The following is a 24,983-nucleotide window of genomic DNA, read 5'->3' on the forward strand; positions in this document are numbered from 1 at the left end:
CGGGGGCGGGGGTCCGCGGCTCGGTCTTCAGCGGAGGGCCGCCTTGGGCGGGCGCTCGCGGACCGCGCCGTAGGCGAGGACGTACGCCGGGATCCTGCGCAGCCACGGGACGTTCGAGACCGCCCGCAGGGGCAGCGGCAGGCGCGCGGTGTGGCCGAAGTCGATTTCCCCGCGCAGTGCAGGGGCGATCACGTTCTCGTGGATCAGCCGCTGCAGCCGCTGGATCAGCACCGTCGTCGGCCAGCGCCGCCGCTGCACCGCCGCGACGTGCCTGCGCTCCAGACGACCGTCGCGCAGCGGCCCGGCCAGGTGGCGGGCCGCGGCGACGGCGTCCTGCACCGCCAGGTTGATGCCGATGCCGCCGACCGGTGACATCGCGTGCGCCGCGTCGCCGATGCACAGCAGGCCCGGCACGTGCCACTTGCGCAACCGGTCCAGGGTCACGTGCAGCACCTTGACGTCGTCCCAGCTGCGCACCAGGTCCCGCCCGGCCAGCCACGGGAAGAAGCGGGTCAGGCGTTCGCCGAACTCCTCGACGGGCCGGTTGCGGCCCTCCGCGTCGGTGCCCTTGCCGATGATCGACGCGACCTGGAAGTAGTCGCCGCGGTCGAACATGACGGTGAAGGTGCGTTCCCGGATCAGGCCGATGCCGCCCGCCGGATCGCCGGCCTGCCGCGGGACCCGGAACCACCGGACGTCCATCGGGGTCGGGAAGTCCTGCAGCCCGAGCTCGGGCATCTCGCGCACGAACGACTTCCGGCCGTCGCAGGCCACCGTGATGGTGGCGCGCAGCTCGCCGGTCTCGCCGTCGGCGGTGCGGTAGCGCACCCCGTTGACGCGGCCGCCTTCCCGGATCAGCTCCGTCGCCTCGGTGTTCATCCGCAGGGTGAACGTCGGCTCCTGCTTGCCCGCGTCGGCCAGCATGTCCAGGAAGTCCCACTGCGGGACTATCGCGATGTAGTTGTACTTCACCTTGAGCGCCTTGAAGTCGCCGATGGTGAACAGCTCGCCCGCCGGGCCGATCGGCAGCCGCACCTGGCTCAGGCGGCGCTGCGGGAGTTCGGCGAACCGCTCGGCCAGCCCCAGGTCGTCGAGGAGCTGCAGCGTGGTGGGGTGCACCGTGTCGCCCCGGAAGTCCCGCAGGAAGTCGCCGTGCTTCTCCAGCACGGTCACCTCGACGCCGGCCCTGGCGAGCAGCAGCCCCAGCACCATGCCCGCCGGTCCGCCGCCGATCACGCAGCAGGTGGTCCGCTCCATTGCGATCCCCTCCAGTATTTCAACGGGTGTTGAATAAGCTCAGGATGCCCTCCCCGGATGCGCCCGTCAACCGGCGACGGCGAGTGACTACGCTGGATGTGTTATGAGCACGCCAGAAGCCGCAGCACAAGCCGATGCCAGGACCGTTCGCGCCCGGTTCTGCCCCTCGCCGACCGGGACACCGCACGTCGGCCTCATCCGCACCGCCCTCTACAACTGGGCGTTCGCCCGGCACAACAAGGGCACCCTGGTGTTCCGCATCGAGGACACCGACGCCAGCCGGGACTCCGAGGAGTCCTACCAGGCGATCCTCGACGCGCTGCGCTGGTTGGGCCTCGACTGGGACGAAGGCCCCGAGGTCGGCGGCCCCTACGGCCCCTACCGGCAGAGCGAGCGCCGCGACATCTACGCCGACGTCGCCCAGCGACTGCTGGCCGCCGGCGAGCTCTACGAGTCCTACTCCAGCCCGGAAGAGGTCGAAGCCCGCCACAAGGCCAAGGGGCGCGACCCCAAGCTGGGCTACGACAACTTCGACCGGGACCTCACCGACGAGCAGATCGCCGGCCACCGCGCCGAGGGCCGCAAGCCCGTGCTGCGCCTGCGGATGCCCGACCGCGACATCGCCTTCACCGACCTGGTGCGCGGCGAGATCACCTTCCCCGCGGGCAGCGTCCCGGACCCCGTGCTGGTGCGCGGCAACGGCGACCCGCTCTACACCCTCACCAACCCGGTCGACGACGCGCTGATGCGCATCACCCACGTGCTGCGCGGCGAAGACCTGCTGTCCTCCACGCCCCGCCAGATCGCGCTCTACGAGGCGCTGCAGCGCATCGGGGTCACCGACTTCACCCCCGAGTTCGGCCACCTGCCGTTCGTCATGGGCGAAGGCAACAAGAAGCTCTCCAAGCGCGACCCGCAGTCCAACCTGTTCCACCACCGCGACCGGGGTTTCCTGCCGGAAGGCCTGCTGAACTACCTCGCGCTGCTCGGCTGGTCCATCTCCGACGACCGCGACGTGTTCAGCCTCGACGAGATGGTGGACGCCTTCGAGATCGGTCGCGTCAGCGCCAACCCGGCGCGCTTCGACCAGAAGAAGGCCGACGCGATCAACTCCGCGCACCTGCGCGCCCTCGCGCCCGACGAATTCGTCGACCGCGTGGTGCCCTACCTCGTCCAGGGCGGCGTGCTCCCGGCCGAGCCGACCGAGCCGCAGCTCGCCACCGTGCGCGCCGCCGCGCCGCTGGTGCAGGAGCGGCTGATCGTGCTCTCCGACGCCGTCGGCATGATGGCCTTCCTGTTCGCCGGCGACGACTTCGCGCCCGAACCCGCCTCCGCGGAGAAGGCCCTCGGCGAAGACGCCAAGCCGGTCCTGGAAGCCGCCATCAACGCCCTCGACGCGCTGCCCGAATGGACCACGGCGGCCATCGAGCAGGCGCTGAAGGACTCCGTCGTCGACGGCCTCGGCATCAAGCCCCGCAAGGCCTTCGCGCCGGTCCGCGTGGCGATCACCGGCCGCACGGTGTCGCCGCCGCTGTACGAGTCGATGGAACTCCTCGGCCGCGACATCTCCCTCGAACGCCTGCGCAAGGCCCTCGGCTGAGAAGCGGTTTCCAGGCTCGTTCGCGTGGCAGTGCGGGTAGCGAGGGCGGGCCAAGCGGCTGCGCCGCTTCAACGGCAACAAGCCGGCCTGCCGGCCTCTGAGCGGTCGGTCGTGAGTGCGAGAACACACCTCGCGCTCACGGCCGCCGCCGCCAACCGGACTCAACCGAAACAGGCCAACAGGATCACCGTGTTGGCCGAGTCGGACGCAGCGGGTGAGCGCCTAGCCTCTCGGGGTGACATCCGCGCCTGAAGCACCGACCACCCACGAACTCGGACAGATCAAGGCGGTCTGCCTCGATTTCGACGACACCCTGCTCGACAGCGGACGAGCGGCGCGGCACAGCCTGCGGGAGCTCGTCGGCAGCGACCGTGCCTGGCCGGTGTGGCAGCGCACCACGGACCAGCACTACGCGCGGTACGTCACCAACGAGGTCGACTTCGACGCGATGTGCGTCGAACGCACCCAAGCGTTCTTCGCGGCCTTCGGCGAGAAACTCGACACCGCCGAAGCGGCGCGCCGCGAAACCCTGCGAATGGCCGCCATGCAGCGCGCCTGGGCCCTCTACGACGACGCCTGGCCGTGCCTCGACTGGCTCCGCGCCAGCGGTCTCCGGCTCGCCGTGATCACCAACGCGCCCAGCGTCTACCAGCGCAAGAAGATCGCCGCCGTCGGTCTCGCCGACGTCTTCGACGAACTGATCATCTCCGCCGAGATCGGCGTCGCCAAACCGGACCCGCGCATCTTCCGCACCGCCTGCGACGCGCTCGGCCTGCGCCCCGAAGAAGTCGCCCACGTAGGGGACAAGCTCGACATCGACGCCCTCGGCGCCGCCCGCGCCGGCCTGCACGGCATCTGGCTCAACCGCGGCGGCAACCAGGACCCGGCCGCGAACGTGCCGACCATCGCGGGCCTCGACCAGCTGCCCGAACTCCTCATCGCCGACCTGCCTGCCGTCCCAGCCCCCGCGCAACCACCGCGCCGGACCGCCGAGCTGGTCGGCCGCTGACCCTGCCGCCGGGCCGGTGCAGCCGCTGCCACCTGCGACGATCCCCAAAAGAGGGGGGCGATTTCCGGGCCGCTGAAGGGATGGTCTAATATTCTTATCAACACGGAGGGCAGCGGCCCGGAGCCCGAACTTCTCCCAGAGGAGATCGGAAAACCGAGCTGGCCATCCGACACCATGGGGTATGGTGTAATTGGCAGCACGACTGATTCTGGTTCAGTTAGTCTAGGTTCGAGTCCTGGTACCCCAGCGAGCTGGTCACCTCGTGACCACTCAACAACGCGGTCCCGTCGTCTAGCGGCCTAGGACGCCGCCCTCTCAAGGCGGTAGCGCGGGTTCAAATCCCGTCGGGACTACAAGGGTGGGAGGGCTCTGTCTACGCTTCGCGTAGACGGGGCCCTTTTCGTTTTTTGATTGGGGGGCCGAGCCCCCCATGCCCCCCACGGTGCGGGGGTTGCTTTTTGTGGGCTCCATCGCTTTTCGGGGGCGTACCCGGCCTGGGTTGCCGACCAGCCAGAAGACACAGCCTCATCTGGGCCTTTGGAGCTGGGTTGCCCCTATCCGGGCCTTCGGAGTTGGGTTGCCCTGCGCTTCGCTTGGGCGGCCCTGCGCTTCGCTTGGGGGGTTCGCCCTGCGCTTCGCTTGGGCTGGTGGGGTGGGCCTGCGCTTCGCTTGGCTTGCTTGGGGTTTGCTTTGTTGGGTTGGTTGCTTGGGCTTTGTTTGGGTGGTTGTTGGTTTCTTGGGGTTTGGGGTGGGTTCTTCTTTTTTGGGGCGGTAGCTTTTTCTTGTGGGTCTTGGTGGGGGGCTTGGGCGTCGCTTTGTCGTTGTTGCTTATGACGGGGCTCAGATCCTTGATGTCGCTTGTCCTTTCGGGGCTTTGGAGGTTGCCAACTCTCATGGGGCCTCTCCTCCTTACGTCGTCGAGTTGGCCACCGTTTCCGGGGCCGGGGCACGTAGTTCTTCCGGGGTCGTCGTTGGGGGCGCTCGGCGCTTGGCCTCCTTGACCGGGGAGGTCGACACCTTGCTCGTTGTTGGTGGGGCCGGGACTCGGGCTGCCGCCACCGATCAGCGACTGCTGGGGCAGGTTCGGCGGTTGGCTCAGCGGAGCCGGCGGATCGCTTCCGTTTGCACCGGCACCTTCGTGCTGGCCGCCGCCGGGTTGCTCGACGATCGGCGGGTCACCACTCACTGGGGGTACGGGGCATCCCTCGCCGCCGAGTTCCCTTCCGTGACCGTGGATCCCGCTCCGCTGTACATCCGGGACGGCAACGTCTACACGTCCGCCGGAGTCACCAGCGCACTGGACCTCACGCTCGCTCTGATCGAGGACGACCACGGCCCGACCCTGGCTCGTGAAGTCGCCCGCGAACTCGTCACCTACCTGCACCGTCCGGCCGATCAGGCGCAGATCAGCACCTTCCTGGCCGCTCCGCCGCCCAGCAACCGGCTGGTTCGGGACCTGCTCGCGCACATCACCGCCAACCTCGCCGACGATCTGAGCCCTTCCGCTCTGGCCGCGCGCGCCGGAGTTACCAGCAGGCACCTCAACCGGCTTTTCGCCACGCACCTGGGCACCACTCCGGCACGCGCGGTGCGGGTAGCGCGGACCGAGGCCGCCGCGCACTTGGTGCGCGCCAGTGAGCTGTCGCTGGCCGCTGTCGCGCGCCGGTGCGGGTTCCGGTCGGCGACGACGCTGCGCCAGGCCTTCCTCGACCACTACGGGGTCAGCGGGGACAAGATTCGCAGGATGGCGGACATGCCGCGTCCGCTCGACCCGGAAACCGCTAAGACTCCCCGGGCATGAGGAGTCAACCAACGACCCGCCGGACAGTGCTCGCCGGCATGGCTGCCGTAGCCGCGTTCGGCATCCCGGCCGGCACCGCCGTCGCGGAAGGCAGTGGCCCGCGGATCGGAATCCTGCTCTACGACGGCTTCAGCCTGCTGGACCCCACCGGTCCGGCCGAGCTGCTGTCCCGGCTGCCCGGCGCGACCGTGACGATGATCGCCGAGCGCCGCGGCCCGGTTCGCACCGACACGCGCCAGATCTCGGTGGTGGCCGAGCGGTCGATCGCGGAGGTCGACCGGCTGGACGTGCTGCTCGTCCCGGGCGCCGGTGAGCGCGGCACGGTCGCCGCGATGGAGAACCCGGCTCTGATCGACTGGATCCGCCGCGTGGACCGGCGCACGACGTGGACCACATCGGTCTGCACCGGCTCGCTGATCCTCGGCGCGGCCGGTCTGCTCCGCGACCGCGCGACCACGTACTGGGCCTCGGCGAGCTACCTGGAGAGCACGTTCGGCGTGAAGTACGCGCCGGAGCGGTACGTCCAGGTCGGCAAGGTCATCACCGCCGCAGGCGTCTCGGCGGGCATCGACATGGCGCTCTTCCTGGCCGCCCGCCTCGCCGGCGACGAGATCGCCCGCGGCATCCAGCTCGCCGTCGAGTACGACCCGCACCCGCCGTTCGATTCCGGCAACGCCGCCACCGCGAGCCCGGAGCTCAAGGAACTCGCCCTCCGGCTGCTCGCCGACTCGCAGAAGTAGCTCGTCAACGCCCCGGAAGCGACGCCTCCGGGGCGTTGGACCCCGCTTGCCGGGGGTGGGTGTTCGAGGTGATTCCGGGGTGCTGTAAAGTTCTTCTCGTTCCAAGGTCCCGTCGTCTAGCGGCCTAGGACGCCGCCCTCTCAAGGCGGTAGCGCGGGTTCAAATCCCGTCGGGACTACAAGGGTGGGAGGGCCCTGTCTACGCTTCGCGTAGACGGGGCCCTTTTCGTTTTTTGATTGGGGGGCCGAGCCCCCCATGCCCCCCACGGTGCGGGGGTTGCTTTTTGTGGGCTCCATCGCTTTTCGGGGGCGTACCCGGCCTGGGTTGCCGACCAGCCAGAAGACACAGCCTCATCTCGGCCTTTGGAGCTGGGTTGCCCCTATCCGGGCCTTCGGAGTTGGGTTGCCCTGCGCTTCGCTTGGGCGGCCCTGCGCTTCGCTTGGGCGTTTGGGGTTGGGCGGCCCTGCGCTTCGCTTGGGCCTTCGGAGTTGGGCCTGCGCTTCGCTTGGGGGTTGGGGGTTCGCCCTGCGCTTCGCTTGGGCGTTTGGGGTTGGGCGGCTCTGTGCTTTGCTTGGGGTTCGCGAGTTGGCCTGCTCGCTTTGGGGTTTGGGTTGGTCCGTTCTGCGGTTCGCTTGGGTCGGTTTGCCGTCCTCTGCCGGTGTGATCGTGGCCGAGTTGGGGCTGTGGCTTCCGCGCGATCGCTGGGCGTTGTTGGTTCTGCTTCGGGTCGGCAGTGGTGGGAACTCGTGCTGCGCGGGCACCTTTGCTTGTGCCGGGGGCGGATGCCTTCGGCGTTCTTCGTTTGGGGCCGGTGGATGTCGCGCCTCTCGGTTGGTGGGGCGCGTGGGTTTTGGCGATGCGGGCCGTTGGCCCGCATCGCACCGGTTCACAGGCGGTTTTGGAGGGCGTCCGCCGCCGCCAGCAGGTCCGCCGCCCAGCGGGCCCCCGGGCGCCTTCCCATCCGGTCGATCGGGCCCGAAACCGATATGGCCGCCACGACGTTGCCCTGGGTGTCCCGGACCGGCGCCGAGACGCTCGCCACCCCCGACTCCCGCTCCGCGACGCTCTGGGCCCAGCCCCTTCTCCGGACCTCCATCAGCGTTCGTTCCCCGTAGACCGCTTCCGCCAGGACCGCGCGTTGGGTCGCCGGGTCGGACCAGGCCGCGAGGACCTTCGCCCCCGAGCCCGCCGTCATCGACAGCGCCGTTCCCACCGGGACCGTGTCCCGCAAGCCGCTCGGCGGTTCCGCCGTCGCTATGCACAGGCGTTGCATTCCGTCCCTCCTGTAGAGCTGGACGCTTTCGCCCGTGACGTCCCTAAGCTTCGGTAGGACCGTCGCCGCCGCCTCCAGGAGCGGATCCACCGCTCCGCCCGCCAGTTCCGCCAGCGCCGCACCCGGGCGCCAGCGACCGTCCGAGCCCCTCCGCAGGAGGCGGTGGACCTCCAGTCCCACCGCCAGGCGGTGCGCCGTTGCCCTTGGCAGCCCCGTGCGGCTGCACAGTTCGGCCAGGCCGCAAGGTTCGGCCGCTACCGCCTGGAGGACGGCCACTGCCTTGTCCAGTACTCCGATGCCGCTATGCTGTCCCACGTACCGATACTAACTTCCCGGCATCTGGGAAGTCCACTCTGTGGGAGAGACCCGATCCGGGTCTCGGCAGGCTCGACTGGGAGCAGCGATGGGAAAAACGCTCGCGGAGAAGGTTTGGGAAGCGCACATCGTGCGCCGTGGTGAAGGGCACGAGCCAGACCTGCTCTACATCGATCTCCACCTGGTGCACGAGGTCACCAGTCCGCAGGCATTCGAAGGGCTCCGGCTGGCCGGGCGGCCCGTCCGGCGGCCCGACCTGACGCTGGCCACCGAAGACCACAACGTGCCCACCACCGGCATCGACCTCCCGATCGCCGACCCGGTGTCGCGCACCCAGGTCGACACCTTGCGGAAGAACTGCGAGGAATTCGGCATCCGGCTGCACCCGATGGGCGATGCCGAGCAGGGCATCGTGCACGTCGTCGGGCCACAGCTCGGGCTGACGCAGCCCGGCACGACCGTGGTCTGCGGCGACAGCCACACCTCGACGCACGGTGCGTTCGGCGCTTTGGCGTTCGGCATCGGCACTTCCGAGGTCGAGCACGTGCTGGCCACCCAGACCCTGCCGCTGAAGCCGTTCAAGACCATGGCCATCAACGTCGAGGGCACGCTGCGGCCGGGAGTCACCAGCAAGGACGTGATCCTCGCCGTCATCGCGAAGATCGGCACCGGCGGCGGCCAGGGCTACGTCCTGGAGTACCGCGGCGAGGCGATCCGCAAGCTGTCCATGGAAGCCCGCATGACGGTCTGCAACATGTCGATCGAGGCGGGCGCGCGGGCCGGCATGATCGCGCCCGACGAAACGACTTTCGCCTACCTGAAGGGGCGGCCGCACGCCCCCGAGGGCGCGGACTGGGACACCGCCGTCGAGTACTGGCGGACGCTGCGCACCGACGACGACGCCACATTCGACGCAGAAGTCACGCTGAACGCCGACGAACTGACCCCGTTCGTCACCTGGGGCACCAACCCGGGGCAGGGCCTGCCGCTGGGCGAGCGGGTGCCGGACCCGGCGGAGATCGCCGACGAGGGCGCCCGGTTCGCCGCCGAGAAGGCCTTGGCGTACATGGGCTTGACGCCCGGGACGCCGCTGCGAGAGGTCTCCGTGGACACCGTCTTCCTCGGTTCGTGCACCAACGGTCGGATCGAGGACCTGCGCGCCGCCGCCGAGGTCCTCAAGGGCCGCAAGGTGGCCGCGGACGTGCGGATGCTCGTGGTGCCCGGCTCGATGAAGGTCCGCAAGCAGGCGGAGTCCGAGGGGCTGCACGAGGTTTTCACCGCGGCCGGGGCGGAATGGCGTTCGGCCGGTTGTTCGATGTGCCTGGGCATGAACCCGGACCAGCTGACGCCGGGCGAGCGCAGCGCGTCGACCTCCAACCGCAACTTCGAGGGCAGGCAAGGCAAGGGCGGCCGCACGCACCTGGTCTCCCCGCTGGTCGCCGCCGCCACCGCCGTGCGCGGAACCCTGTCCTCCCCCGAAGACCTGAGCTGAACGCCGACGTTGAACTCGGCCTGCGCAGGTGGTCCCGCAGCGGAACCTCAGACGCCTTCCCGGTCCGGGATCCCCGACTCGTGCATGTCCAAAACACAGCGTCGGGGCAGGTTCTCCCAGAGAACCCCGGCGGGGTGGGCACAGTCTGAGAACCCGCGGGTGGTCACCGTGCGTGCGTGGGCCAAGCGGCTCCGCCGCTTCAAAGACAAGACCTGAACCACATCCCACCAGGAGCAGTGACGATGGAACCGTTCAAGACGCACACCGGGGTCGGCGTCCCGCTGCGCCGGTCCAACGTGGACACCGACCAGATCATCCCGGCCGTCTACCTCAAGCGGGTTTCCCGGACCGGGTTCGAGGACGCCCTGTTCGCCGCCTGGCGCGGGGACGAGGACTTCATCCTCAACCAGGAGCCCTTCCGCGCCGGCAGCGTGCTGGTCGCCGGGCCCGACTTCGGCACCGGGTCGTCGCGCGAGCACGCCGTGTGGGCGTTGAAGGACTACGGCTTCAGGGTGGTCATCTCCAGCCGTTTCGCGGACATCTTCCGCGGCAACTCGGGCAAGCAGGGGCTGCTGGCGGCCCAGTGCGAGCAGTCCGATGTGGAGTTGCTGTGGAAGCTGCTGGAGAACGAGCCGGGTACCGCCGTGACGGTGGATCTGGAGCAGCGGACGGTGCAAGCCAAGGACCTCACGGTGCCCTTCAGCATCGACGACTACACGCGCTGGCGGCTGCTGGAAGGGCTCGACGACATCGGTCTGACCCTCCGGCACGCCGAGACGATCGACACTTTTGAGCAGGCCCGGCCGAGCTTCAAACCGGCGACCCTGCCCGCCCACCAGGGCTGATCGAAGTGCCTTTCGGGGGCGAGTTTTTCCTGTTGTGAAGGGAAAAACTCGCCCGCCGGGGGACAACTGAACAGTTGCTCCAGGAGCTCTGCGGACCCCGTTGCCCGGACGCGAATGCCCACGCCCCAACGAAAAAATGAGGCGTGGCGAATGGCATTTGTTTGTCCGGGGCTTTACCGTTGACATTGAGTCGGCCCAACGGGGCCGTTGTTGTGTCCTGGGAGGGACTGAAGTGAACAAGGCCCAACTCATCGAGGCTCTGGCAGAACGCCTCGGAGACAAGAAGACCGCCAGCCAGGCTGTGGAAAGCGTTGTGGACATCATCGTTCGCAACGTCAACAAGGGCGAAAAGGTCAACATCACCGGCTTCGGCGTTTTCGAGAAGCGGGCCCGCGCCGCACGCACCGCTCGCAACCCGCGCACCGGTGAGAGCGTGAAGGTCAAGAAGACCAACGTCCCCGCCTTCCGCGCCGGCACCCAGTTCAAGGAAGTCGTGGGCGGACAGCGGAAACTGCCGCGCGCCACCACGGCCAAGGCGGCCACCACCCGTGGTGCCACCACGAAGACCGCGGGCGCCGCCAAGGCCCCCGCCGGTACTCGCGCCAAGGCCGCCACCACCACCACGCGTGCCGCCGCGACGAAGACCGCGACCCGCGCCACCACGGCGAAGGCGACCGCCACCAAGGCCGCCCCGAAGCGGACCGCCACCAAGGCGACCACCGCCAAGGCGGCCCCGGCCAAGGCGGCCCCGGCGAAGTCCACCGCCAAGGCGACCCCGGCCAAGTCCACCGCGAAGCGGGCGACGACGGCCAAGGCCGCCACGAAGTCGACGGCCAAGACGACCCGTCCGGCGACCAAGAAGGCGACGACGACGCGCAAGTCCACGAAGAAGTGACTGCTCGCTGCTGCAGCGAGCACCAGTGGACCGAGCGGGCGGCGAGATGACCCGGCAAGGGGTCACCAGCCGCCCGCTCACGGCGTTCCCCGGTCGTCCGGTCATCGCCCCGACGTCAGGCGATGCCCGGAAAACCGCTTGAGAAGGCCGTGACCGCCGGGGCGCCGGCGGTCGCACAGATTCCACCCGTGGACGGCGCGCAACGTCCACACGGCGCGATCAGCGCCGGACAGCGCCCGCGCAGCACACCACCGGCCCGGCCGGTTCGGTGCTGGTGCGGTCGCGGTCGTCAATGGGAGCCGGGGCGTCGGCGGATCATTCGCCGGCACCGAATTCGCCGACGCATCCGTCTCCTGCACAGCCTGGTTTTGCTCTTGAAGCGGCGCAGCCGCTTAGCTCACCTACGCAGCTTGCACCGCTGCGGGTTCTCAGGCTGTGCCCGCCCTTCTGGGCTGCTGGGCGAGGCCAGTCCCCGAAGCCGCGTATTGGTTCGGGGATCCCGGAGTCCAGACGGCGTCTGTAACTCCAGCAGGGGGCCGCCACTGGCCGCCGCCACTGGCCGCCGCCACGCAAGAGGAGCAATACGAGCTCTCAGGCCAGCGGGTCTGCGAGGTAGTCGGCCGCGGCCAGTCGCAGCGCCGGGGCGCAGCCGTTCCCGGAAGACCGGTCCCGGGCGAACGTCAGCGTCCAGACGCTGCCCTTCCGGCTGGCCACCTCGCCGAGCGACAGGTCGGCGGAATCGGCCAGCCGCGCCACCAGGTCCGGGATCACGCCGCCCTGGCTGCACACCACCGCCGTGCCGGGGCCACCGGCCACCCTGCGGAGCACGTCGGCGGCCGCGTCCGGATCGCCGAGATAGCCCTCTTCGGAAAAGAGCGGCTCGGTCGCAATCCCGATTCCGAGGTCCGCCGCGATCGGCGCCACCGTTTGTTCGCAGCGCAGTCGCGGCGCGGAATAGATGCGGGCGGGACCGAACAACGACAACAGCGAATGCAATGCGTCGCGCTGCCGCTGTCCGGCTTCGGTGAGCGGGCGCAGGTTGTCGTCTCCGGTCCATTCGGACCTTTTGCCTGCTTTCGCGTGCCGCACCAGCAACACGGTCGCGGATTCGGCGGGCGACTCCTCGAATGCGTCGAGCACCCCGGCGTCGTGCGGATAGCTCAGCAGCTCCCGAGCCCGGCCGGTGGGCAGCCAGCGCAGCTCGTCCACTTCGTCGTTCGGCGCGAACGCCCCGTCGCCGGCCCGGGCCGTGAAGTAGTCGACGACCTTCGGCGCCCGGCCGCCGCCGGCCACCGGCACCGAGTAGTCCACCCGGGTCAGGAATCGCGACAGCACGCAGGGAAACCCGGTCTCCTCGGCCACCTCGCGGACCGCCGCGTGCGCGGGCAGCTCGCCCGGGTCGAGCTTGCCCTTCGGCAGCGACCAGTCGTCGTAGCGGGGCCGGTGCACCAGCGCCACCTCGGTACCGCCGGCGCCCGCGCGCCACAGCACGGCGCCGGCCGCCCGGACCGGTGCGGACGCTTCTTCGTCGATTCCGCCGGGCACCGGCTGGTTCTCGGTCGTGCTCATCTTCCTCAGGACACCTTCGCACCGTGCATGCGCAGCATTTCCACCTGGTGATCGCGGACCTGCTCCCCGCTGCGCGGCGACGCCTCCCAGTCGCCCTTCGCGTTGAGCACCCAGCAGCGGGTCGCCGGGTGCAGCGCCGAATCCAGCATCGCGTCGAGCTGGCGGGTGAGCTTCACGTCGGTCACCCGGACCTGGGTTTCGATCCGCCGGTCCAGGTTCCGGTGCATCATGTCAGCGCTGCCGAGCCAGTGCTCGTCGATGCCGATGAAGTGGAACACCCGGGAATGCTCCAGGAAGCGGCCCAGGATCGAGCGCACCTCGATGTTCTCGCTGAGCCCCTCGACACCGGCCTTCAGCGAGCAGATCCCGCGCACCACCACGCGCACCGGCACACCGGCCAGCGAAGCCCGGTAGAGGGTGTCGATGATCTGCTCGTCGACCAGCGAGTTCACCTTCATCCTGATGCCGCACGGCAAACCCTGCCGGGCCCGCTCGATCTCGTCCTCGACGCGCTCCACGATGCCGTTGCGGATGCCCTGCGGCGACACCAGGATCCGGCGGTACTCGCCGTGCCGGGCGTAGCCGGTGAGCACGTTGAACAGGTCGGTGAGGTCCGCGCCGATCTCCGGCGAGGCGGTCAGCAGGCCCAGATCCTCGTAGATCCGCGCGGTCTTCGGGTTGTAGTTGCCGGTGCCCAGGTGGCAGTAGCGGCGGATCGTGGAACCCTCCTGGCGCACCACGAGCGCCGTCTTGCAGTGCGTCTTCAACCCCACCAGGCCGTAGACGACGTGCACGCCGGCGCGCTCCAGGGTCCGCGCCCACTGGATGTTGGCCTGCTCGTCGAACCGCGCCTTCAGCTCCACCAGCGCCACCACCTGCTTGCCCGCCTCGGCGGCGTCGATGAGCGCGTTGACGATGGGGGAGTCACCGGAGGTCCGGTACAGCGTCTGCTTGATGGCCAGCACGTGCGGATCCGCCGCGGCCTGCTCGATGAACCGCTGCACCGATGTGGAGAACGAGTCGTAGGGGTGGTGCACCAGCACGTCGCCGTCGCGCAGCGTGGAGAAGATGCTCTTCGGCGTCTGGCCTTCGGCGAACGCCGGGTGCGTCGCGGGCACGAACGGCGACTCCTTGAGGTCCGGGCGCTGCAACCGGTCCAGCTGGAACAGGCAGGACAGGTCCAGGAGTCCCTTGACCTCCACCACGTCGTGCTGGTCGACCTCCAGCTCGCGCAGCAGGAGTTCGAGCATGTTCTCGCTCATCGTGTCGGTCACTTCCAGCCGCACCGGCGGCCCGAAGCGGCGGCGCGCGAGTTCCCGCTCCATGGCCTGCAGGAGGTCTTCGTCGCGGTCCTCCTCGACCTCCAGGTCGGCGTTGCGGGTGACGCGGAAGATGTGGTGCTCGGCGACCCGCATCCCGGGGAACAGCTTCCCGAGGTGCGCGGCGATGAGTTCCTCCAGCGGCAGGAAGGTGGCGTGCTCGTTCTCCCGGTCGGTTTCGACGCGGATCAGCCGCGGCACGTTGTCCGGGACCTTGACCCGCGCGAAGCGCCGCAGCCCGGCGTCCGGGTCGGCGACGGTGACCGCGAGGTTCAGCGACAGCCCCGAGATGTACGGGAACGGGTGCGCCGGGTCGACCGCCAACGGGGTGAGCACCGGGAAGATGTGGTCCTCGAAGTAGCGGGTCAGCCTGTCCTGGTCGGCGGTTTCCAGCTCGGCCCAGCGCAGGATCCGGACGCCGTGCGCCGCCAGTTCCGGTAGCAGCTCGTCGAGGAAGACGCGGCTCAGCTTCTCCATCAGGTCCTGGTTGCGGGCGGCGATCCGCACCAGCTGCTCGTGCGGGGTGAGCCCGTCGGCGCTGCGCACCGAGAGGCCGGTCTCCTCGCGGCGCTTCAGTCCGGCGACCCGGACCATGTAGAACTCGTCCAGGTTGGACGCGAAGATCGCGAGGAACTTGGTGCGCTCCAGCACCGGCTGCGACTGGTCCTCGGCGATCGCCAGCACCCGCGCGTTGAAGTCGAGCCACGACAGTTCGCGGTTGAGGTAGCGGTCTTCGGGCAGGTCGGTGGTGGCCGCCGCGCGGGTCACCGCGGGCGGGGCGGAGGGCACCCGGGCACCGTCGGCGGCGGCGAGGTCGGCGGTCGCCGGCGCTTCGGCAGCGACCGGGTTTCCGGCGCGTCCGGCCGCGCGAGGCGCGCGACGCGTCCGGCCGCTGGAGGTCCGCTTGGCTGGCGGCTTCGGGATCCGGTCGCTGCTGTCGGTGCTCACCCTCCCATTGTCGCTCATCCGGGCGGTTCTCCTCGACTTCTGAGGTGTGCGTGTGATGTTCACGGTTGTGGATGAACATTCACGTACGAGCCGTTTAACGCCGCGTCTCTCGCGCCAGCTCGGAGGGCGTCGTCACGACACCCGGCGGGCCGTGTGCGGGCCGAGGCCGAGCGCCGCCGCGGCGGCCAGGTCGGCCTCCGTGTCGACGTCGCAGCGCAGCGAGTCCCACTGCCCGAGGAGCGTTTTCGCCCCGGAGTCGGCGTGCGCGTCCGCCGAGCCGGGACCGAACCGGGGCGCGAGCGGCCCGCCGGGCTCCGCCAGCAGCAGCGTGGTGCCGGTGCCGTGCCGGTCCGGGCAGAACGAGCGGTCGTCACCGGCGGCGGCGATCGCGGCGGCGAGCTCCGCGGGGCGCAGGGCGGGCAGGTCCGCCTGCAGCGCGCCGACCCGCGTCGCGACCCCGCGCCGCCGCAACTCGGCGTCGCCGTGCCGCAACGCGGCGTTCAGCCCGGCCGCCGGGGTGTCCGGGAGCACCTCGACGCCCTCGGCGGCGAACGTCTCGGTGAGCGTCGGGTCGGAGGTCACCACGACGACTCCGGCGACACCGGCCGCCCGGCGCGCGGCCGTCACTGTGTCCAAGGCCACGGCCGTGACCAGGTCGGCGTGCGCCGCGCCCCGGTCGGCGGCGCCGAGCAGCCGCGACTTCGCCAGGTGCAGCGGCTTGATCGGCACTATGAGGTACAAACCTGCGGTCACGTCTGCCATCTTGCCGTCGCGCGGCCCCGGACCGGCACCGCTCCGGCGGCATTCGGCTTCCGCCGTGCGGGATGTCCGGCGGCCCGGCCCGGCAGGTAACTTGTCGGGGCGCTTGCGACCAGTTGAAGGAGATGCCGTGGCGGAACCGAAGAGCCTCCGGCGCCAGCGGAGGCAGACCAGCGAAAAGGCGCAGGGCATGGGCAAGGTCTGGCTCGGCCTCGCCCGCGGTGTCTTCTACCCGTTGACCGCCGCGCTGGCCCGCACCAAGGTGACCGGGCTGGAGCGCATCCCCGCCGAGGGCCCGGCGCTGCTGGTGTTCAACCACGTCTCGCACCTGGACCCGATCTTCGACGCCGTCACCGTGCACCGGGCCGGCCGGGTGCCGCGGTTCCTCGCGAAGAACACGCTCTGGAACGTGCCGGTGCTCAAGAGCGTCCTGGTGGGGGTCGACCAGATCCCCGTCTACCGCGGCACCGCCGACGCGCAGAAGAGCCTGCAGGACGCGCACAACGCGCTGGAGCGCGGCAAGGCGATCGTGATCTACCCCGACGGCACCATCACCAAGGACCCGGACGGCTGGCCGATGACGCCGAAGGTCGGGGTGGCGCGGTTGGCGCTGGCGCACGACATCCCGGTGATCCCGGCCGCCCGGTGGGGCACCCGCGACGTCTACGACCACTACAAGAAGCGGTTCCGGCCGTTCCCGCGCAAGACCGTGGAGCTCATCTTCGGCGAGCCGCTGGACCTGTCGGCCTACCGCGGCATGGAGCACGACACGCAGGCGCTGCGCGAGGTCACGCAGCTGGCGATGACCCGCGTGCGGGAGCTGCTCGGCGAGATCCGCGGCGAGCAGCCGCCCGCCGACTTCTACAGCAGCGCCCGCAAGAGCCGGGGCGACGATGGCGCGGCCTGAGCGGATCACCGTCCTAGGCGCAGGATCCTGGGGCACCACGTTCGCGAAGGTCCTCGCCGACGCGGGCAACGACGTCGTCCTGTGGGCGCGGCGCGCGGAGGTCGCCGCGGCGATCAACGAAACCCGCTGCAACGCCGGGTACCTGCCGGACATCCGGCTGCCGTCGACGTTGCGCGCTACCGATGACGCCGCCGAGGCGGTGCACGGCGCCGGCGCGGTGGTGCTCGCGGTGCCCAGCCAGACGTTGCGCGAGAACCTCGCCGGCTGGCAGCCGCTGCTGCCGCCGGAGGCGACGCTGGTGAGCCTGGCCAAGGGCGTCGAGCTGAGCACGCTGAAGCGGATGAGCGAGGTGATCGGCGAGGTCGCGGACGTGCCGATGGAGCACGTCGCGGTGGTCTCCGGCCCCAACCTGGCCAAGGAGATCGCCGCCGAGCAGCCGACCGCGACCGTGGTGGCCTGCCCGGACCACGACCGGGCCGTCGCGCTGCAGCACGCCTGCTCGACGCCGTACTTCCGGCCCTACACCAACACGGATCTCGTCGGCATCGAGATCGCCGGGGCGTGCAAGAACGTGATCGCGCTGGCCTGCGGGATGGCCGCCGGGCTGGGCTTCGGGCACAACACGATGTCCTCGCTGATCACCCGCGGCCTGGCCGAGACGACCCGGCTCGGCGTCGCGCTGGGCGCCGACCCGATGACGTTCGCGGGCCTGGCCGGGTTGGGCGACCTGGTCGCCACCGCCATGTCGCCGCTGTCGCGCAACCGGACCTTCGGCGAGCGGCTGGGGCGCGGCGAAACCCTGGCGCAGGCGCAGGAGGCCGCGCACGGGCAGGTGTCCGAGGGCGTGAAGTCGTGCTCGTCGATCCGCCAGCTGGCGGCGCGGCACGGCGTCGAGATGCCGATCACGGACGTGGTGCACCGGGTGTGCCACGAAGGACTCGCACCCGCGCCCGCGGCCGCCGAACTGCTCGGCCGCGAGCGCAAGCCGGAGTGACGGGCGGCTTCCCGAGGCCGTGAGCGGTCATCATCGCTCACGACAACCGCTACCGCGCCGAACTCGCGATGGGAGAACTTGTGAGCACATCGGATCTTGGCGACGGCACGCGCTGCGTGCGCGGCGGGCACCCGGAGCCGGCCGGCGGGACGCCGCTGCTGCCGGGCCCGGTCTTCGCCGCGCCGTTCCACCTGGGCGAGGACGTCCAGGCCGCCGATTTCTACGGCCGGGCGGGCAATCCCACCTGGCGGGCGCTGGAGTCGGCCATCGGCGACCTGGACGGCGGGCACTGCGTCCTGCTGCCGTCGGGCATGGCGGCGATCAGCACGCTGCTGCGCGCGGTGCTCCGCCCCGGCGACGCGCTGATCCTGCCCGGCGACGGGTATTACGCGACGCGCCAGTTCGTCCGCGACGAGCTCGCCGAGCTGGAGCTGGACGTCCGCGAGATCGACACGCCCGGCCCCTGGCACGACGACGTCTTCGCCGGGGTTCGCCTGGTGCTGCTGGAAACCCCGTCGAACCCGGGGCTGGACGTCTGCGACATCGCCGAACTCGCGGAGCGCGCGCACGCGGCGGGCGCGCTGCTGGCGGTGGACAACACGACGGCGACGCCGCTCGGGCAGCGGCCGCTGGAGCTGGGCGCGGACATCGTGGTGGCCAGCGACACCAAGGCCCTGTCCGGGCACAGCGACATCCTGATGGGGCACGTGTCGGTCCGCGACGAGGAGCTGGCGCAGCGGCTGGTGCGGGCGCGGACGCTCTCCGGCTCGATCCCCGGCCCCTTCGAGACCTGGCTGGCGCACCGCAGCATGGGCACGCTGGACCTGCGCCTGGCGCGGCAGGCCGAGAACGCGGCGGCGCTCGTCGAGGCGCTGCGCGAGCACCCGGCGGTGTCCGGGCTGCGCTGGCCGGGGTTGCCCGGCGACCCGTCGCACGAGCTCGCCCGGCGGCAGATGCGCCGCTGGGGCGGGGTGTTCCGGTTCGAGCTGGCCGATGCGCGGGCGGTCGAGGAATTTGTCCGGCGCAGCGAGCTGGTCGTGGCGGCGACGAGCTTCGGCGGCCTGCACAGCACGGTCGACCGCCGGGCCCAGTGGGGCGACCCGGTGCCGGAGGGCTTCGTCCGGTTCTCGGCGGGCTGCGAAGACCCCGCCGACCTGGTCGCCGACGTCCTCCAAGCCCTGGCGTAGCCGCTGTCCGGACCCACCTCGCGCCGTTGTTTCGGTGAGGTGAACGGCCTGTTCGTCTCGTCTATCGAGGTGAACAGGCCGTTCACTTCGCGGCGGCCCGCGAGGTGCGCCGCTGTCCAGAGTGAGTCGTCAGCCTCGGCGGCCGCTCCAGTGCTTGCGGGCGGGCCGGATTCGTCACCGTGGTGTGAGATCTTGCGGGTTCGAGTTGACGCGGGTCCCCGCGGACTGGTTCAGTTCTCCACGTGTTGCTGCGTGCTATGACCGATCGACGGGGTCACATCGACCTGCGCCGCGTCGCCAGCGCGCTCTGTCTGTGTTCTTCGTGTTGATCGTTCTCCCGTAATTCCCGGGCGTTTCCGGGCGCGCGCACGCGTGCCGACGGCCCGGGGCTCATCACGATCCCGAAGGACATCTGCCGTGTTCGCCGTTCCGCCGAATACCCTTGCCGCACCTGCCGATCTCTCCATCGCGCACCCGGTCCGCATCGCCCGGGAACTCGCCGCCGACCGCGGCTCGTGGACGCACCTGCTGCGCTACGACCCGGACCAGCGCTGGTCGGGCCTGCTCGCGCGCACCGAGAGCTACGAGGCGTGGCTGCTGAGCTGGCTGCCCGGCCAGCACACCGAACTGCACGACCACGGCGGCGCCACCGGCGCCTTCACCGTGATCACCGGCAACCTGACCGAGCGCGTCGTCCAACCCCGGGGCACCGAGGTGCTGCACCCGTTGACCGCGGGCCAGTCCCGCGTCTTCGGCCCGAACTACGTGCACCAGGTGCACAACAACGGGCCGGACCCGGCGGTGAGCGTCCACGTCTACCGCCCGGCCCGGGCCGGGATGACCCTCTACACCCACGACCCGGTCACCGGCCTCCACCAGGCGCGGTGACGCGCGCGGGGCACCCGGGGGACCGGGCGCCCCGCGCCGCAACGGCTTTCGCGCTGTGTCCACAATCGACCCGGCCGCGGGGGCTCAGGCCCCGGGCGCGGGTTTCGAGAAGTGGAAGGACGCGATCGCGAATCCCGTCCCGAGGTAGCGGCGGTGCGCGTCGTGGCGGTGCGTGCCCGAATCCAGGTGGATTTCCCCGATTCCGAGCCTGCGTGCCTCCGCGTCGATCCAGTCGAGCAGCGCCTTCGCGTGCCCCTGCTTCCGGGCCGTCGGCAGGGTGACGAGGTCGTCGACGTACAGGTAGTGGCCCCACGCGAACGACCGCCCGGTGCGGAATCCGGCGACGGCGGCGACCTCGCCGTCGCCGTCGAGCGACGCGATCAGCCGGTAACCCGCCGCCCGCTGATGCTCCGCCTGCGCGCGGAACTCCTCCGGCGAAGCCAGATCCGGGCGCAGCTCGCGGAGCACCGGGTAGGCGGGCTCGACGTCTTCCAGTTCCACGACGCTCATGCCCGGTACTGCCGCTCGCCGACGTGCCGCGGCACCTCGAACCCCGCCGGCAGGTCCGGCGCGGATTCCGGCGCACCCCAGTGCATGCGCAGCGGCAGCACCCCGGCCCACGCCTTGCCCGCGTCGACGTCCTCGGTGTCGTCGCTGGGGCCGCCGCTGCGGACCTTCACCGCGGCTTCGGCGAGGTCGACGGCGAGGACCGCCGTCGCGGCCAGCTCCCGCTTGTTCGGCTGCCGCGCGTGGTCCCACGATCCCGGCGCGAGCTGTTCGGTGATCACCCGCAGCGCCCGCAGCTTCTCGTCGTCGTCGACGACGTTCCGGGCGCGCCCGTGGATCATCGCGGAGCGGAAGTTCACGGAGTGGTGGAACAGCGAGCGCGCGTAGACGATCCCGTCGAGGTGGGTCACCGTGACGCACACCTCGACGCCCTCCGCGGCCTCCCGCAGGCTGCGCGCGCCGGTCGAGCCGTGCACGTAGAGCGTGTCGTCGCTGCGTCCGTAGCCTGTGGGCACGACCCGGGGTGAGCCGTCGACCAGCAGGCCGAGGTGGCAGATCAGGCCGTCGTCCAGGGCGGCGTGCAGCTCGCTGCGCTCGGTGCGGGCCCGGTCGCTGCCGCGGCGGATGGTGGTCCGTTCTGTGGTGGAGAGCTGTCGGGTCACGAGGAACAGGATCTTTCAGCAAGTGGCATTATCGAAGTGCCAATCAGGGAGAATTTCGAAATGCCACATTCCGTGCCCGCAGCCAGCTCCCCGCTGCTGGAGCTGGCCATCGACCTGCGCCGCGACGATCCGCGCCCGCTCGCCGTTCAGCTCGCCGACGCGTTGCGGCACGCCGCCACCCTCGGCCAGCTCCGAGGCGGCGACCGCCTGCCGTCCACGCGCGCGCTCGCGCGGCACCTCGAAGTGAGCCGCACGGTGACCGCCGCGGCCTACGAGCAGCTGCACGCCGAGGGCTGGATCGCCGGACGGCACGGCTCGGGCACCTACGTCACGACCAGCCCGCCCGGATCGCGGACCGGGGCCCCCGCCGGCGCCGACCGCGGCGCGCGGCAGGCGGACGAGCCGATGGTGGTGCTGACGCCCGGCGTGCCGTGGGCGGGCGGAGTCGACCGGGCGGCGTGGCGGCGGGCCTGGCGCGCGGCGGCGGACACCCCGCCCGACTCGAAGCCGCATCGCGGCGGGTCGATCGAATACCGCGAAGCCATCGCCGAGCACCTGCTGCGCCACCGCGGTCTGGTCGTCGGCGGGCTGACGGTGGACAACGTGCTGGCCACCGGCGGCACCACGGCGGCGGTCGTCGAGCTGGCCGGCTCGGTGCTCCGCCGCGGCGCGGCGGTCGCCGTGGAGGAGCCCGGATATCAGCGGGCGGTCGGCGCGCTGCGGTCGGTGGGCGTGCGGGTGGTGGCCGCACCGGTCGATCACGCGGGCATCGTGGTCGACGCCATTCCGCGCGGCGTGCAAGCGGTCTACTGCTCGCCCGCGCACCAGTACCCGATCGGCGGCCGGTTGCCGGCGGAGCGTCGGATCGCGCTGGTGGAGCGGGCGCGTGCCGAGGGCTGGCTGATCATCGAGGACGACTACGACGGCGAGCTCCGCTACGACGTGGCGCCGCTGCCGGTGCTCGCGTCGATGGCCCCGGACGTCGTCGTGCACCTCGGCACGACGAGCAAGATCCTCACCCCGACCCTGGGCGTGGGCTGGATGCTGGCGCCCGACGACGTCGCGGCTTGCGTGCTGCAGCACCGCGATCGCACCGGGACCAGCCCGGCTCCGGCGGGGCAGCGCGTGCTGGTGGAGCTCGCCCGCCACGGCGACCTCGGACGGCACCTGCGACGCCTGCGGCGGGAGCTGTCGCAGCGCCGGGCGTTCGTCGTGGAGAAGCTCGCCGCCGAAGGCGTCGAGGTGTTCGGCGACCGCGCCGGGGCGCACGTGGTGCTGCCACTGCCGGACGCGGAGACCGAGCAGCACGTGGTCGCGATGGCGGCGGAGCACGGACTGGTGCTCGACGGCCTGCGGCGGCACCACTGCGGTCCGCAGCAGTGGTTCGGGTTGGCGCTCGGCTACGCCGCGTGCTCGCGCGATGAACTGGAGCGCGCGCTGCCGATTCTGGCCCGGCTGTGCGGGAACGCGTGAAACAGCTCGCTCGCGGCGGGGGAGTCGATCGGTTCCACTGCGAACCGGTCAACCTTTGTGAAACGGGCCTTCGGCACGGCAGGTAGGGTCCGGCGCATGACACAGCGCAAGACCCGGGTGGCCGTCGTCTTCGGCGGGCGCAGCACCGAGCACGGCATTTCCTGCGTGTCCGCCGGTAGCGTGCTCGCGCACCTGGACCAGGACCGCTTCGAGATCCTGCCGGTCGGCATCACCCGAGAGGGCGCCTGGGTGCTCGGCACCGACGACCCGAAGCAGTTGGAGATCCGGGACCGCCAGGCACCCGAGGTCGCGCCGAACACCGCGCTCGCGCTGCCCGGCGACCCCACCCGCCGCGAGCTGGTGCTGCTGGAATCGGGCCGCGGCGGTGAGGTGCTGTCGTCGGTCGACGTGGTGTTCCCGGTGCTGCACGGCGCGTTCGGCGAGGACGGCACCATCCAGGGGCTGCTGGAGATGGCCGACGTGCCCTACGTCGGGGCGGGCGTGCTCTCCAGCGCCGTGTCGATGGACAAGGAGTACACCAAGAAGCTGCTCGCCGCGGAGGGCCTGGGGGTGGGGCGCTTCGAGGTGCTGCGCCGCGATCAGGCCACGCTGGACGAGCGGCAGCGCGAACGGCTCGGGCTGCCGGTGTTCGTCAAGCCGACGCGGGCCGGATCGTCGCTGGGCATCACCAAGGTCACCGACTGGGCGGACCTGGACGCGGCGATCGCGGAGGCGCGGCGCACCGACCCGAAGGTGATCATCGAGTCGGCGGTGGTGGGCCGCGAGATCGAGTGCGGCGTGCTGGAGTTCCCGGACGGCCGGATCGAGGCGTCGCTGCCCGCCGAGCTGCGGGTCACCGGCGAATCCGACTGGTACGACTACGAGTCCAAGTACCTCGACGACGTCACCGAGTTCGACATCCCGGCCAAGATCGGCGACGACGCGATCGAGGAGCTGCGCGCCGCGGCGGTGCGGGCCTTCCGCGCGCTGGACTGCCAGGGCCTGGCGCGGGTCGACTTCTTCCTCGCCGAGGACGGCGAGCTGATCGTCAACGAGGTCAACACGATGCCGGGCTTCACGGCGATCTCGCTGTACCCGCGGATGTGGGCGGACACGGGCGTCGACTACCGGACCCTGCTGACCACCCTCGTCGAAACGGCGATCTCCCGGGGCACCGGCCTCCGCTGACCCGGCGGTATCCAGAGCCTGTTTCCAAACTCGTTTTGCGCGGCGGTGCAAGTAGCGGCCCCCCTGCGGGAGTTGCAGGCGCCGCCTGGCTGTGGGTTCCCCGATTTATGTATGTCCAATACACGGCATCGGGGACTGGCCTCGCCAAGAACCCCTTCGGAGTGGGCACAGCCTGAGAACCTGCGGCGGTGCGAGTTGCGTAGGCGGGATAAGCGGCTTCGCCGCTTCAAAGAACAAAGCCCGCGCTACCACACCCGACTGCACCACCTCCAAAGCTGTCGCTGGAGGAGCGCAAAACGTGCACGGGCCTTTTGGCTCGTCAGGGGAAGACCGGCTGCTTGGGGAAGGTGTTGCGGAGGATCTCGGAGAGGTCCTGGATGGGGCCGGTCCCGGTGCCCTCCGGGGCGGTGAGCGCGACGTACACGGGGCGGTCGACCGCCAGCCACGAGGTGTCGCCGCCCTGGTTGATCTCCAGCCAGCTGACGCCGGAGACGTCCAGCAGCTGCGCCGTCGGCGTCAGCTCCTGCGGGGCGTCGATGCCGCACCGCACGGTCAGCGGGTCGTGCTTCGTATCTCCCCACGCGACGGTTCCCGCCGGCGCCGGCTCCGCCAGGGCGCGGCGCGGCACGCGCGCGTCGCCCACGGCGAGCTCGCGCGGCAGCGCTTCGAGCACCGCCGCGCACTCCGGCGACGACGCCTTCGGCGCCGGGACGGGCGCGAGCGGAAGCGGCCCGCTTCGCCGGGCCGCCTCCGCTTCCGCTTGGGCTTGCTGCGCCTGGTGCTCGCCGTACCAGCCGTACGCGCCGACGCCGGCGACCGCCAGGGCGAGGAGTGCGCCGAGCGTGATCGCCACGATCAACACCGGCCGGGGCAATCCGGGCGCTGATTGGTGAACCACGTCGTCCACTACAGCACGGCCGCCGCCGGGTGCGGTCACCGGCCCGGCCGCTCCACTCTGGTGCGGGCTGCCCACCCGCGCTTTCCTCGAGCGGCGCCGCCGCCCGGGGTGGCTCGCGCCGCTGCGGGAGATCCCCGGCGACGCGGAACCAGTTCAGTGACGGATCGTCACAGGTGCACCACGGGGCAGGTCAGGGTGCGGGTGATGCCTTCGACGTTCTGGATCTTCGCCACGACCATCTTGCCGAGCAGGTCGACGTTCTCGGCTTCGGCGCGCACGATCACGTCGTACGGGCCGGTGACGTCTTCGGCGCTGATGATGCCGGCGAAGTCCTTGATCTCGCTGGCGACCGCGGCGGCCTTGCCGACTTCGGTCTGGATGAGGATGTATGCCTGAACCACGGCGTGCCCCTTCGTGTGGCCGATGTGCTCGGGGTAGGAAACTGGCAGAAAGCTAC

Annotated in this window: 22 protein-coding genes and 3 tRNA genes; 16 read left to right on the top strand and 9 right to left on the bottom strand. The window is 70.7% G+C overall.

Annotated elements, in window-relative coordinates; translation table 11 throughout:
* Nucleotides 1-27 precede the first annotated feature (27 nt).
* Complete coding sequence (locus tag AC07FN_RS28890) at nucleotides 28-1,257, bottom strand: FAD-dependent oxidoreductase (RefSeq protein ID WP_478398447.1); 1,230 nt, start codon at nucleotides 1,255-1,257, stop codon at nucleotides 28-30.
* 103 nt (nucleotides 1,258-1,360) lie between these two features.
* On the opposite strand from AC07FN_RS28890, the gene gltX reads away from it, so the two are divergent.
* The 7 genes from gltX (at nucleotide 1,361) to AC07FN_RS28925 (ending at nucleotide 6,585) form a co-directional block, all read left to right on the top strand.
* The gene (gene gltX / locus AC07FN_RS28895; RefSeq protein WP_478398448.1) at nucleotides 1,361-2,857 is read left to right on the top strand and encodes a glutamate--tRNA ligase; all 1,497 of its coding nucleotides are present in this window, start codon (nucleotides 1,361-1,363) and stop codon (nucleotides 2,855-2,857) included.
* Between the two features lie 235 nt (nucleotides 2,858-3,092).
* Nucleotides 3,093-3,866, top strand: a complete 774-nt coding sequence (locus tag AC07FN_RS28900; RefSeq protein ID WP_478398449.1) for an HAD family hydrolase — start codon at nucleotides 3,093-3,095, stop codon at nucleotides 3,864-3,866.
* 175 nt (nucleotides 3,867-4,041) lie between these two features.
* Nucleotides 4,042-4,113, top strand: a tRNA-Gln gene (locus tag AC07FN_RS28905).
* 33 nt (nucleotides 4,114-4,146) lie between these two features.
* Nucleotides 4,147-4,219 (top strand) — tRNA-Glu (locus tag AC07FN_RS28910).
* A gap of 431 nt (nucleotides 4,220-4,650) precedes the next feature.
* Entirely contained in the window at nucleotides 4,651-5,667 is a 1,017-nt protein-coding gene (locus AC07FN_RS28915) for a GlxA family transcriptional regulator (protein WP_478398450.1), read from the top strand.
* A 38-nt stretch (nucleotides 5,668-5,705) separates the two neighbouring features.
* Entirely contained in the window at nucleotides 5,706-6,407 is a 702-nt protein-coding gene (locus AC07FN_RS28920) for a DJ-1/PfpI family protein (protein WP_478398451.1), read from the top strand.
* A gap of 105 nt (nucleotides 6,408-6,512) precedes the next feature.
* Nucleotides 6,513-6,585: transfer RNA gene (locus tag AC07FN_RS28925), tRNA-Glu, on the top strand.
* A 708-nt stretch (nucleotides 6,586-7,293) separates the two neighbouring features.
* Here the strand turns inward: AC07FN_RS28925 and AC07FN_RS28930 are convergent.
* Nucleotides 7,294-7,995, bottom strand: a complete 702-nt coding sequence (locus tag AC07FN_RS28930) for an IclR family transcriptional regulator (RefSeq protein ID WP_165968088.1) — start codon at nucleotides 7,993-7,995, stop codon at nucleotides 7,294-7,296.
* Nucleotides 7,996-8,083: 88 nt separating this feature from the next.
* On the opposite strand from AC07FN_RS28930, the gene leuC reads away from it, so the two are divergent.
* From leuC to AC07FN_RS28945, 3 genes are all read left to right on the top strand, one after another.
* Nucleotides 8,084-9,487 carry a 3-isopropylmalate dehydratase large subunit gene (leuC, locus tag AC07FN_RS28935; RefSeq protein ID WP_452618750.1) on the top strand — a complete coding sequence of 468 codons (1,404 nt, stop codon included), beginning with the start codon at nucleotides 8,084-8,086 and terminating at the stop codon, nucleotides 9,485-9,487.
* 242 nt (nucleotides 9,488-9,729) lie between these two features.
* Complete coding sequence (leuD, locus tag AC07FN_RS28940; protein ID WP_478398452.1) at nucleotides 9,730-10,332, top strand: 3-isopropylmalate dehydratase small subunit; 603 nt, start codon at nucleotides 9,730-9,732, stop codon at nucleotides 10,330-10,332.
* A gap of 232 nt (nucleotides 10,333-10,564) precedes the next feature.
* Complete coding sequence (locus AC07FN_RS28945; protein WP_478398453.1) at nucleotides 10,565-11,227, top strand: HU family DNA-binding protein; 663 nt, start codon at nucleotides 10,565-10,567, stop codon at nucleotides 11,225-11,227.
* A 591-nt stretch (nucleotides 11,228-11,818) separates the two neighbouring features.
* On the opposite strand, the gene AC07FN_RS28950 is transcribed toward AC07FN_RS28945, so the two are convergent.
* The 3 genes from AC07FN_RS28950 to cofC form a co-directional block, all read right to left on the bottom strand.
* On the bottom strand, nucleotides 11,819-12,796 hold the full coding sequence (locus AC07FN_RS28950; RefSeq protein ID WP_478398454.1) for an NUDIX hydrolase: 978 nt from the start codon (nucleotides 12,794-12,796) through the stop codon (nucleotides 11,819-11,821).
* 5 nt (nucleotides 12,797-12,801) lie between these two features.
* Complete coding sequence (locus AC07FN_RS28955; RefSeq protein ID WP_478398455.1) at nucleotides 12,802-15,081, bottom strand: RNA degradosome polyphosphate kinase; 2,280 nt, start codon at nucleotides 15,079-15,081, stop codon at nucleotides 12,802-12,804.
* Between the two features lie 114 nt (nucleotides 15,082-15,195).
* Nucleotides 15,196-15,816 carry a 2-phospho-L-lactate guanylyltransferase gene (cofC, locus tag AC07FN_RS28960; protein WP_478398456.1) on the bottom strand — a complete coding sequence of 207 codons (621 nt, stop codon included), beginning with the start codon at nucleotides 15,814-15,816 and terminating at the stop codon, nucleotides 15,196-15,198.
* A 136-nt stretch (nucleotides 15,817-15,952) separates the two neighbouring features.
* Between cofC and AC07FN_RS28965 the strand changes: the two genes are divergently transcribed.
* The 4 genes from AC07FN_RS28965 (at nucleotide 15,953) to AC07FN_RS28980 (ending at nucleotide 19,798) form a co-directional block, all read left to right on the top strand.
* Nucleotides 15,953-16,729 carry a lysophospholipid acyltransferase family protein gene (locus AC07FN_RS28965; protein WP_478398457.1) on the top strand — a complete coding sequence of 259 codons (777 nt, stop codon included), beginning with the start codon at nucleotides 15,953-15,955 and terminating at the stop codon, nucleotides 16,727-16,729.
* Nucleotides 16,716-17,723: an NAD(P)H-dependent glycerol-3-phosphate dehydrogenase gene (locus AC07FN_RS28970; protein WP_478398458.1), complete on the top strand. Its 1,008-nt coding sequence runs from the start codon at nucleotides 16,716-16,718 to the stop codon at nucleotides 17,721-17,723. The genes AC07FN_RS28965 and AC07FN_RS28970 overlap by 14 nt, the downstream gene beginning before the upstream one ends.
* A gap of 68 nt (nucleotides 17,724-17,791) precedes the next feature.
* A complete protein-coding gene (locus AC07FN_RS28975; protein WP_478398459.1) occupies nucleotides 17,792-18,910 on the top strand; it encodes a cystathionine gamma-lyase in 1,119 nt (372 codons plus the stop codon).
* A 417-nt stretch (nucleotides 18,911-19,327) separates the two neighbouring features.
* Entirely contained in the window at nucleotides 19,328-19,798 is a 471-nt protein-coding gene (locus AC07FN_RS28980; RefSeq protein WP_478398460.1) for a cysteine dioxygenase, read from the top strand.
* Between the two features lie 84 nt (nucleotides 19,799-19,882).
* On the opposite strand, the gene AC07FN_RS28985 is transcribed toward AC07FN_RS28980, so the two are convergent.
* Both AC07FN_RS28985 and AC07FN_RS28990 read right to left on the bottom strand, forming a co-directional pair.
* Nucleotides 19,883-20,308 (bottom strand): GNAT family N-acetyltransferase, encoded by a 426-nt coding sequence (locus AC07FN_RS28985; protein WP_478398461.1) that lies wholly within the window; start codon nucleotides 20,306-20,308, stop codon nucleotides 19,883-19,885.
* Nucleotides 20,305-20,967 carry a pyridoxamine 5'-phosphate oxidase family protein gene (locus AC07FN_RS28990; RefSeq protein WP_478398462.1) on the bottom strand — a complete coding sequence of 221 codons (663 nt, stop codon included), beginning with the start codon at nucleotides 20,965-20,967 and terminating at the stop codon, nucleotides 20,305-20,307. Before AC07FN_RS28990 ends, AC07FN_RS28985 begins: the two co-directional genes overlap by 4 nt.
* 60 nt (nucleotides 20,968-21,027) lie before the next feature.
* Here AC07FN_RS28990 and pdxR point away from each other — a divergent pair, with 60 nt between their 5' ends.
* Nucleotides 21,028-22,440, top strand: a complete 1,413-nt coding sequence (pdxR, locus tag AC07FN_RS28995) for a MocR-like pyridoxine biosynthesis transcription factor PdxR (RefSeq protein WP_478398463.1) — start codon at nucleotides 21,028-21,030, stop codon at nucleotides 22,438-22,440.
* A gap of 96 nt (nucleotides 22,441-22,536) precedes the next feature.
* Nucleotides 22,537-23,628, top strand: coding sequence for a D-alanine--D-alanine ligase family protein (locus AC07FN_RS29000; protein ID WP_478398464.1), 1,092 nt, complete (start codon nucleotides 22,537-22,539; stop codon nucleotides 23,626-23,628).
* A 319-nt stretch (nucleotides 23,629-23,947) separates the two neighbouring features.
* Here the strand turns inward: AC07FN_RS29000 and AC07FN_RS29005 are convergent, their stop codons facing one another.
* Together AC07FN_RS29005 and AC07FN_RS29010 are read right to left on the bottom strand one after the other, a co-directional pair.
* The gene (locus AC07FN_RS29005) at nucleotides 23,948-24,601 is read right to left on the bottom strand and encodes a DUF3515 domain-containing protein (protein WP_478398465.1); all 654 of its coding nucleotides are present in this window, start codon (nucleotides 24,599-24,601) and stop codon (nucleotides 23,948-23,950) included.
* A gap of 92 nt (nucleotides 24,602-24,693) precedes the next feature.
* Nucleotides 24,694-24,927 carry an Lrp/AsnC ligand binding domain-containing protein gene (locus AC07FN_RS29010; RefSeq protein WP_452618736.1) on the bottom strand — a complete coding sequence of 78 codons (234 nt, stop codon included), beginning with the start codon at nucleotides 24,925-24,927 and terminating at the stop codon, nucleotides 24,694-24,696.
* Nucleotides 24,928-24,983: the final 56 nt, after the last annotated feature.

It is taken from the genome of Saccharopolyspora sp. NPDC045941 (genome assembly GCF_056431445.1).

Excerpts from the sequence above, each read along its gene's own strand:
- AC07FN_RS28890 (WP_478398447.1), bottom strand. The coding sequence starts at position 1,257 with ATGGAGCGGACCACCTGCTGCGTGATCGGCGGCGGACCGGCGGGCATG.
- gltX (WP_478398448.1), top strand. The coding sequence starts at position 1,361 with ATGAGCACGCCAGAAGCCGCAGCACAAGCCGATGCCAGGACCGTTCGC.
- AC07FN_RS28920 (WP_478398451.1), top strand. The coding sequence starts at position 5,706 with ATGGCTGCCGTAGCCGCGTTCGGCATCCCGGCCGGCACCGCCGTCGCG.
- leuC (WP_452618750.1), top strand. The coding sequence starts at position 8,084 with ATGGGAAAAACGCTCGCGGAGAAGGTTTGGGAAGCGCACATCGTGCGC.
- leuD (WP_478398452.1), top strand. The coding sequence starts at position 9,730 with ATGGAACCGTTCAAGACGCACACCGGGGTCGGCGTCCCGCTGCGCCGG.
- AC07FN_RS28950 (WP_478398454.1), bottom strand. The coding sequence starts at position 12,796 with ATGAGCACGACCGAGAACCAGCCGGTGCCCGGCGGAATCGACGAAGAA.
- AC07FN_RS28955 (WP_478398455.1), bottom strand. The coding sequence starts at position 15,081 with ATGAGCGACAATGGGAGGGTGAGCACCGACAGCAGCGACCGGATCCCG.
- AC07FN_RS28970 (WP_478398458.1), top strand. The coding sequence starts at position 16,716 with ATGGCGCGGCCTGAGCGGATCACCGTCCTAGGCGCAGGATCCTGGGGC.
- AC07FN_RS28975 (WP_478398459.1), top strand. The coding sequence starts at position 17,792 with ATGGGAGAACTTGTGAGCACATCGGATCTTGGCGACGGCACGCGCTGC.
- AC07FN_RS28985 (WP_478398461.1), bottom strand. The coding sequence starts at position 20,308 with ATGAGCGTCGTGGAACTGGAAGACGTCGAGCCCGCCTACCCGGTGCTC.
- pdxR (WP_478398463.1), top strand. The coding sequence starts at position 21,028 with ATGCCACATTCCGTGCCCGCAGCCAGCTCCCCGCTGCTGGAGCTGGCC.
- AC07FN_RS29000 (WP_478398464.1), top strand. The coding sequence starts at position 22,537 with ATGACACAGCGCAAGACCCGGGTGGCCGTCGTCTTCGGCGGGCGCAGC.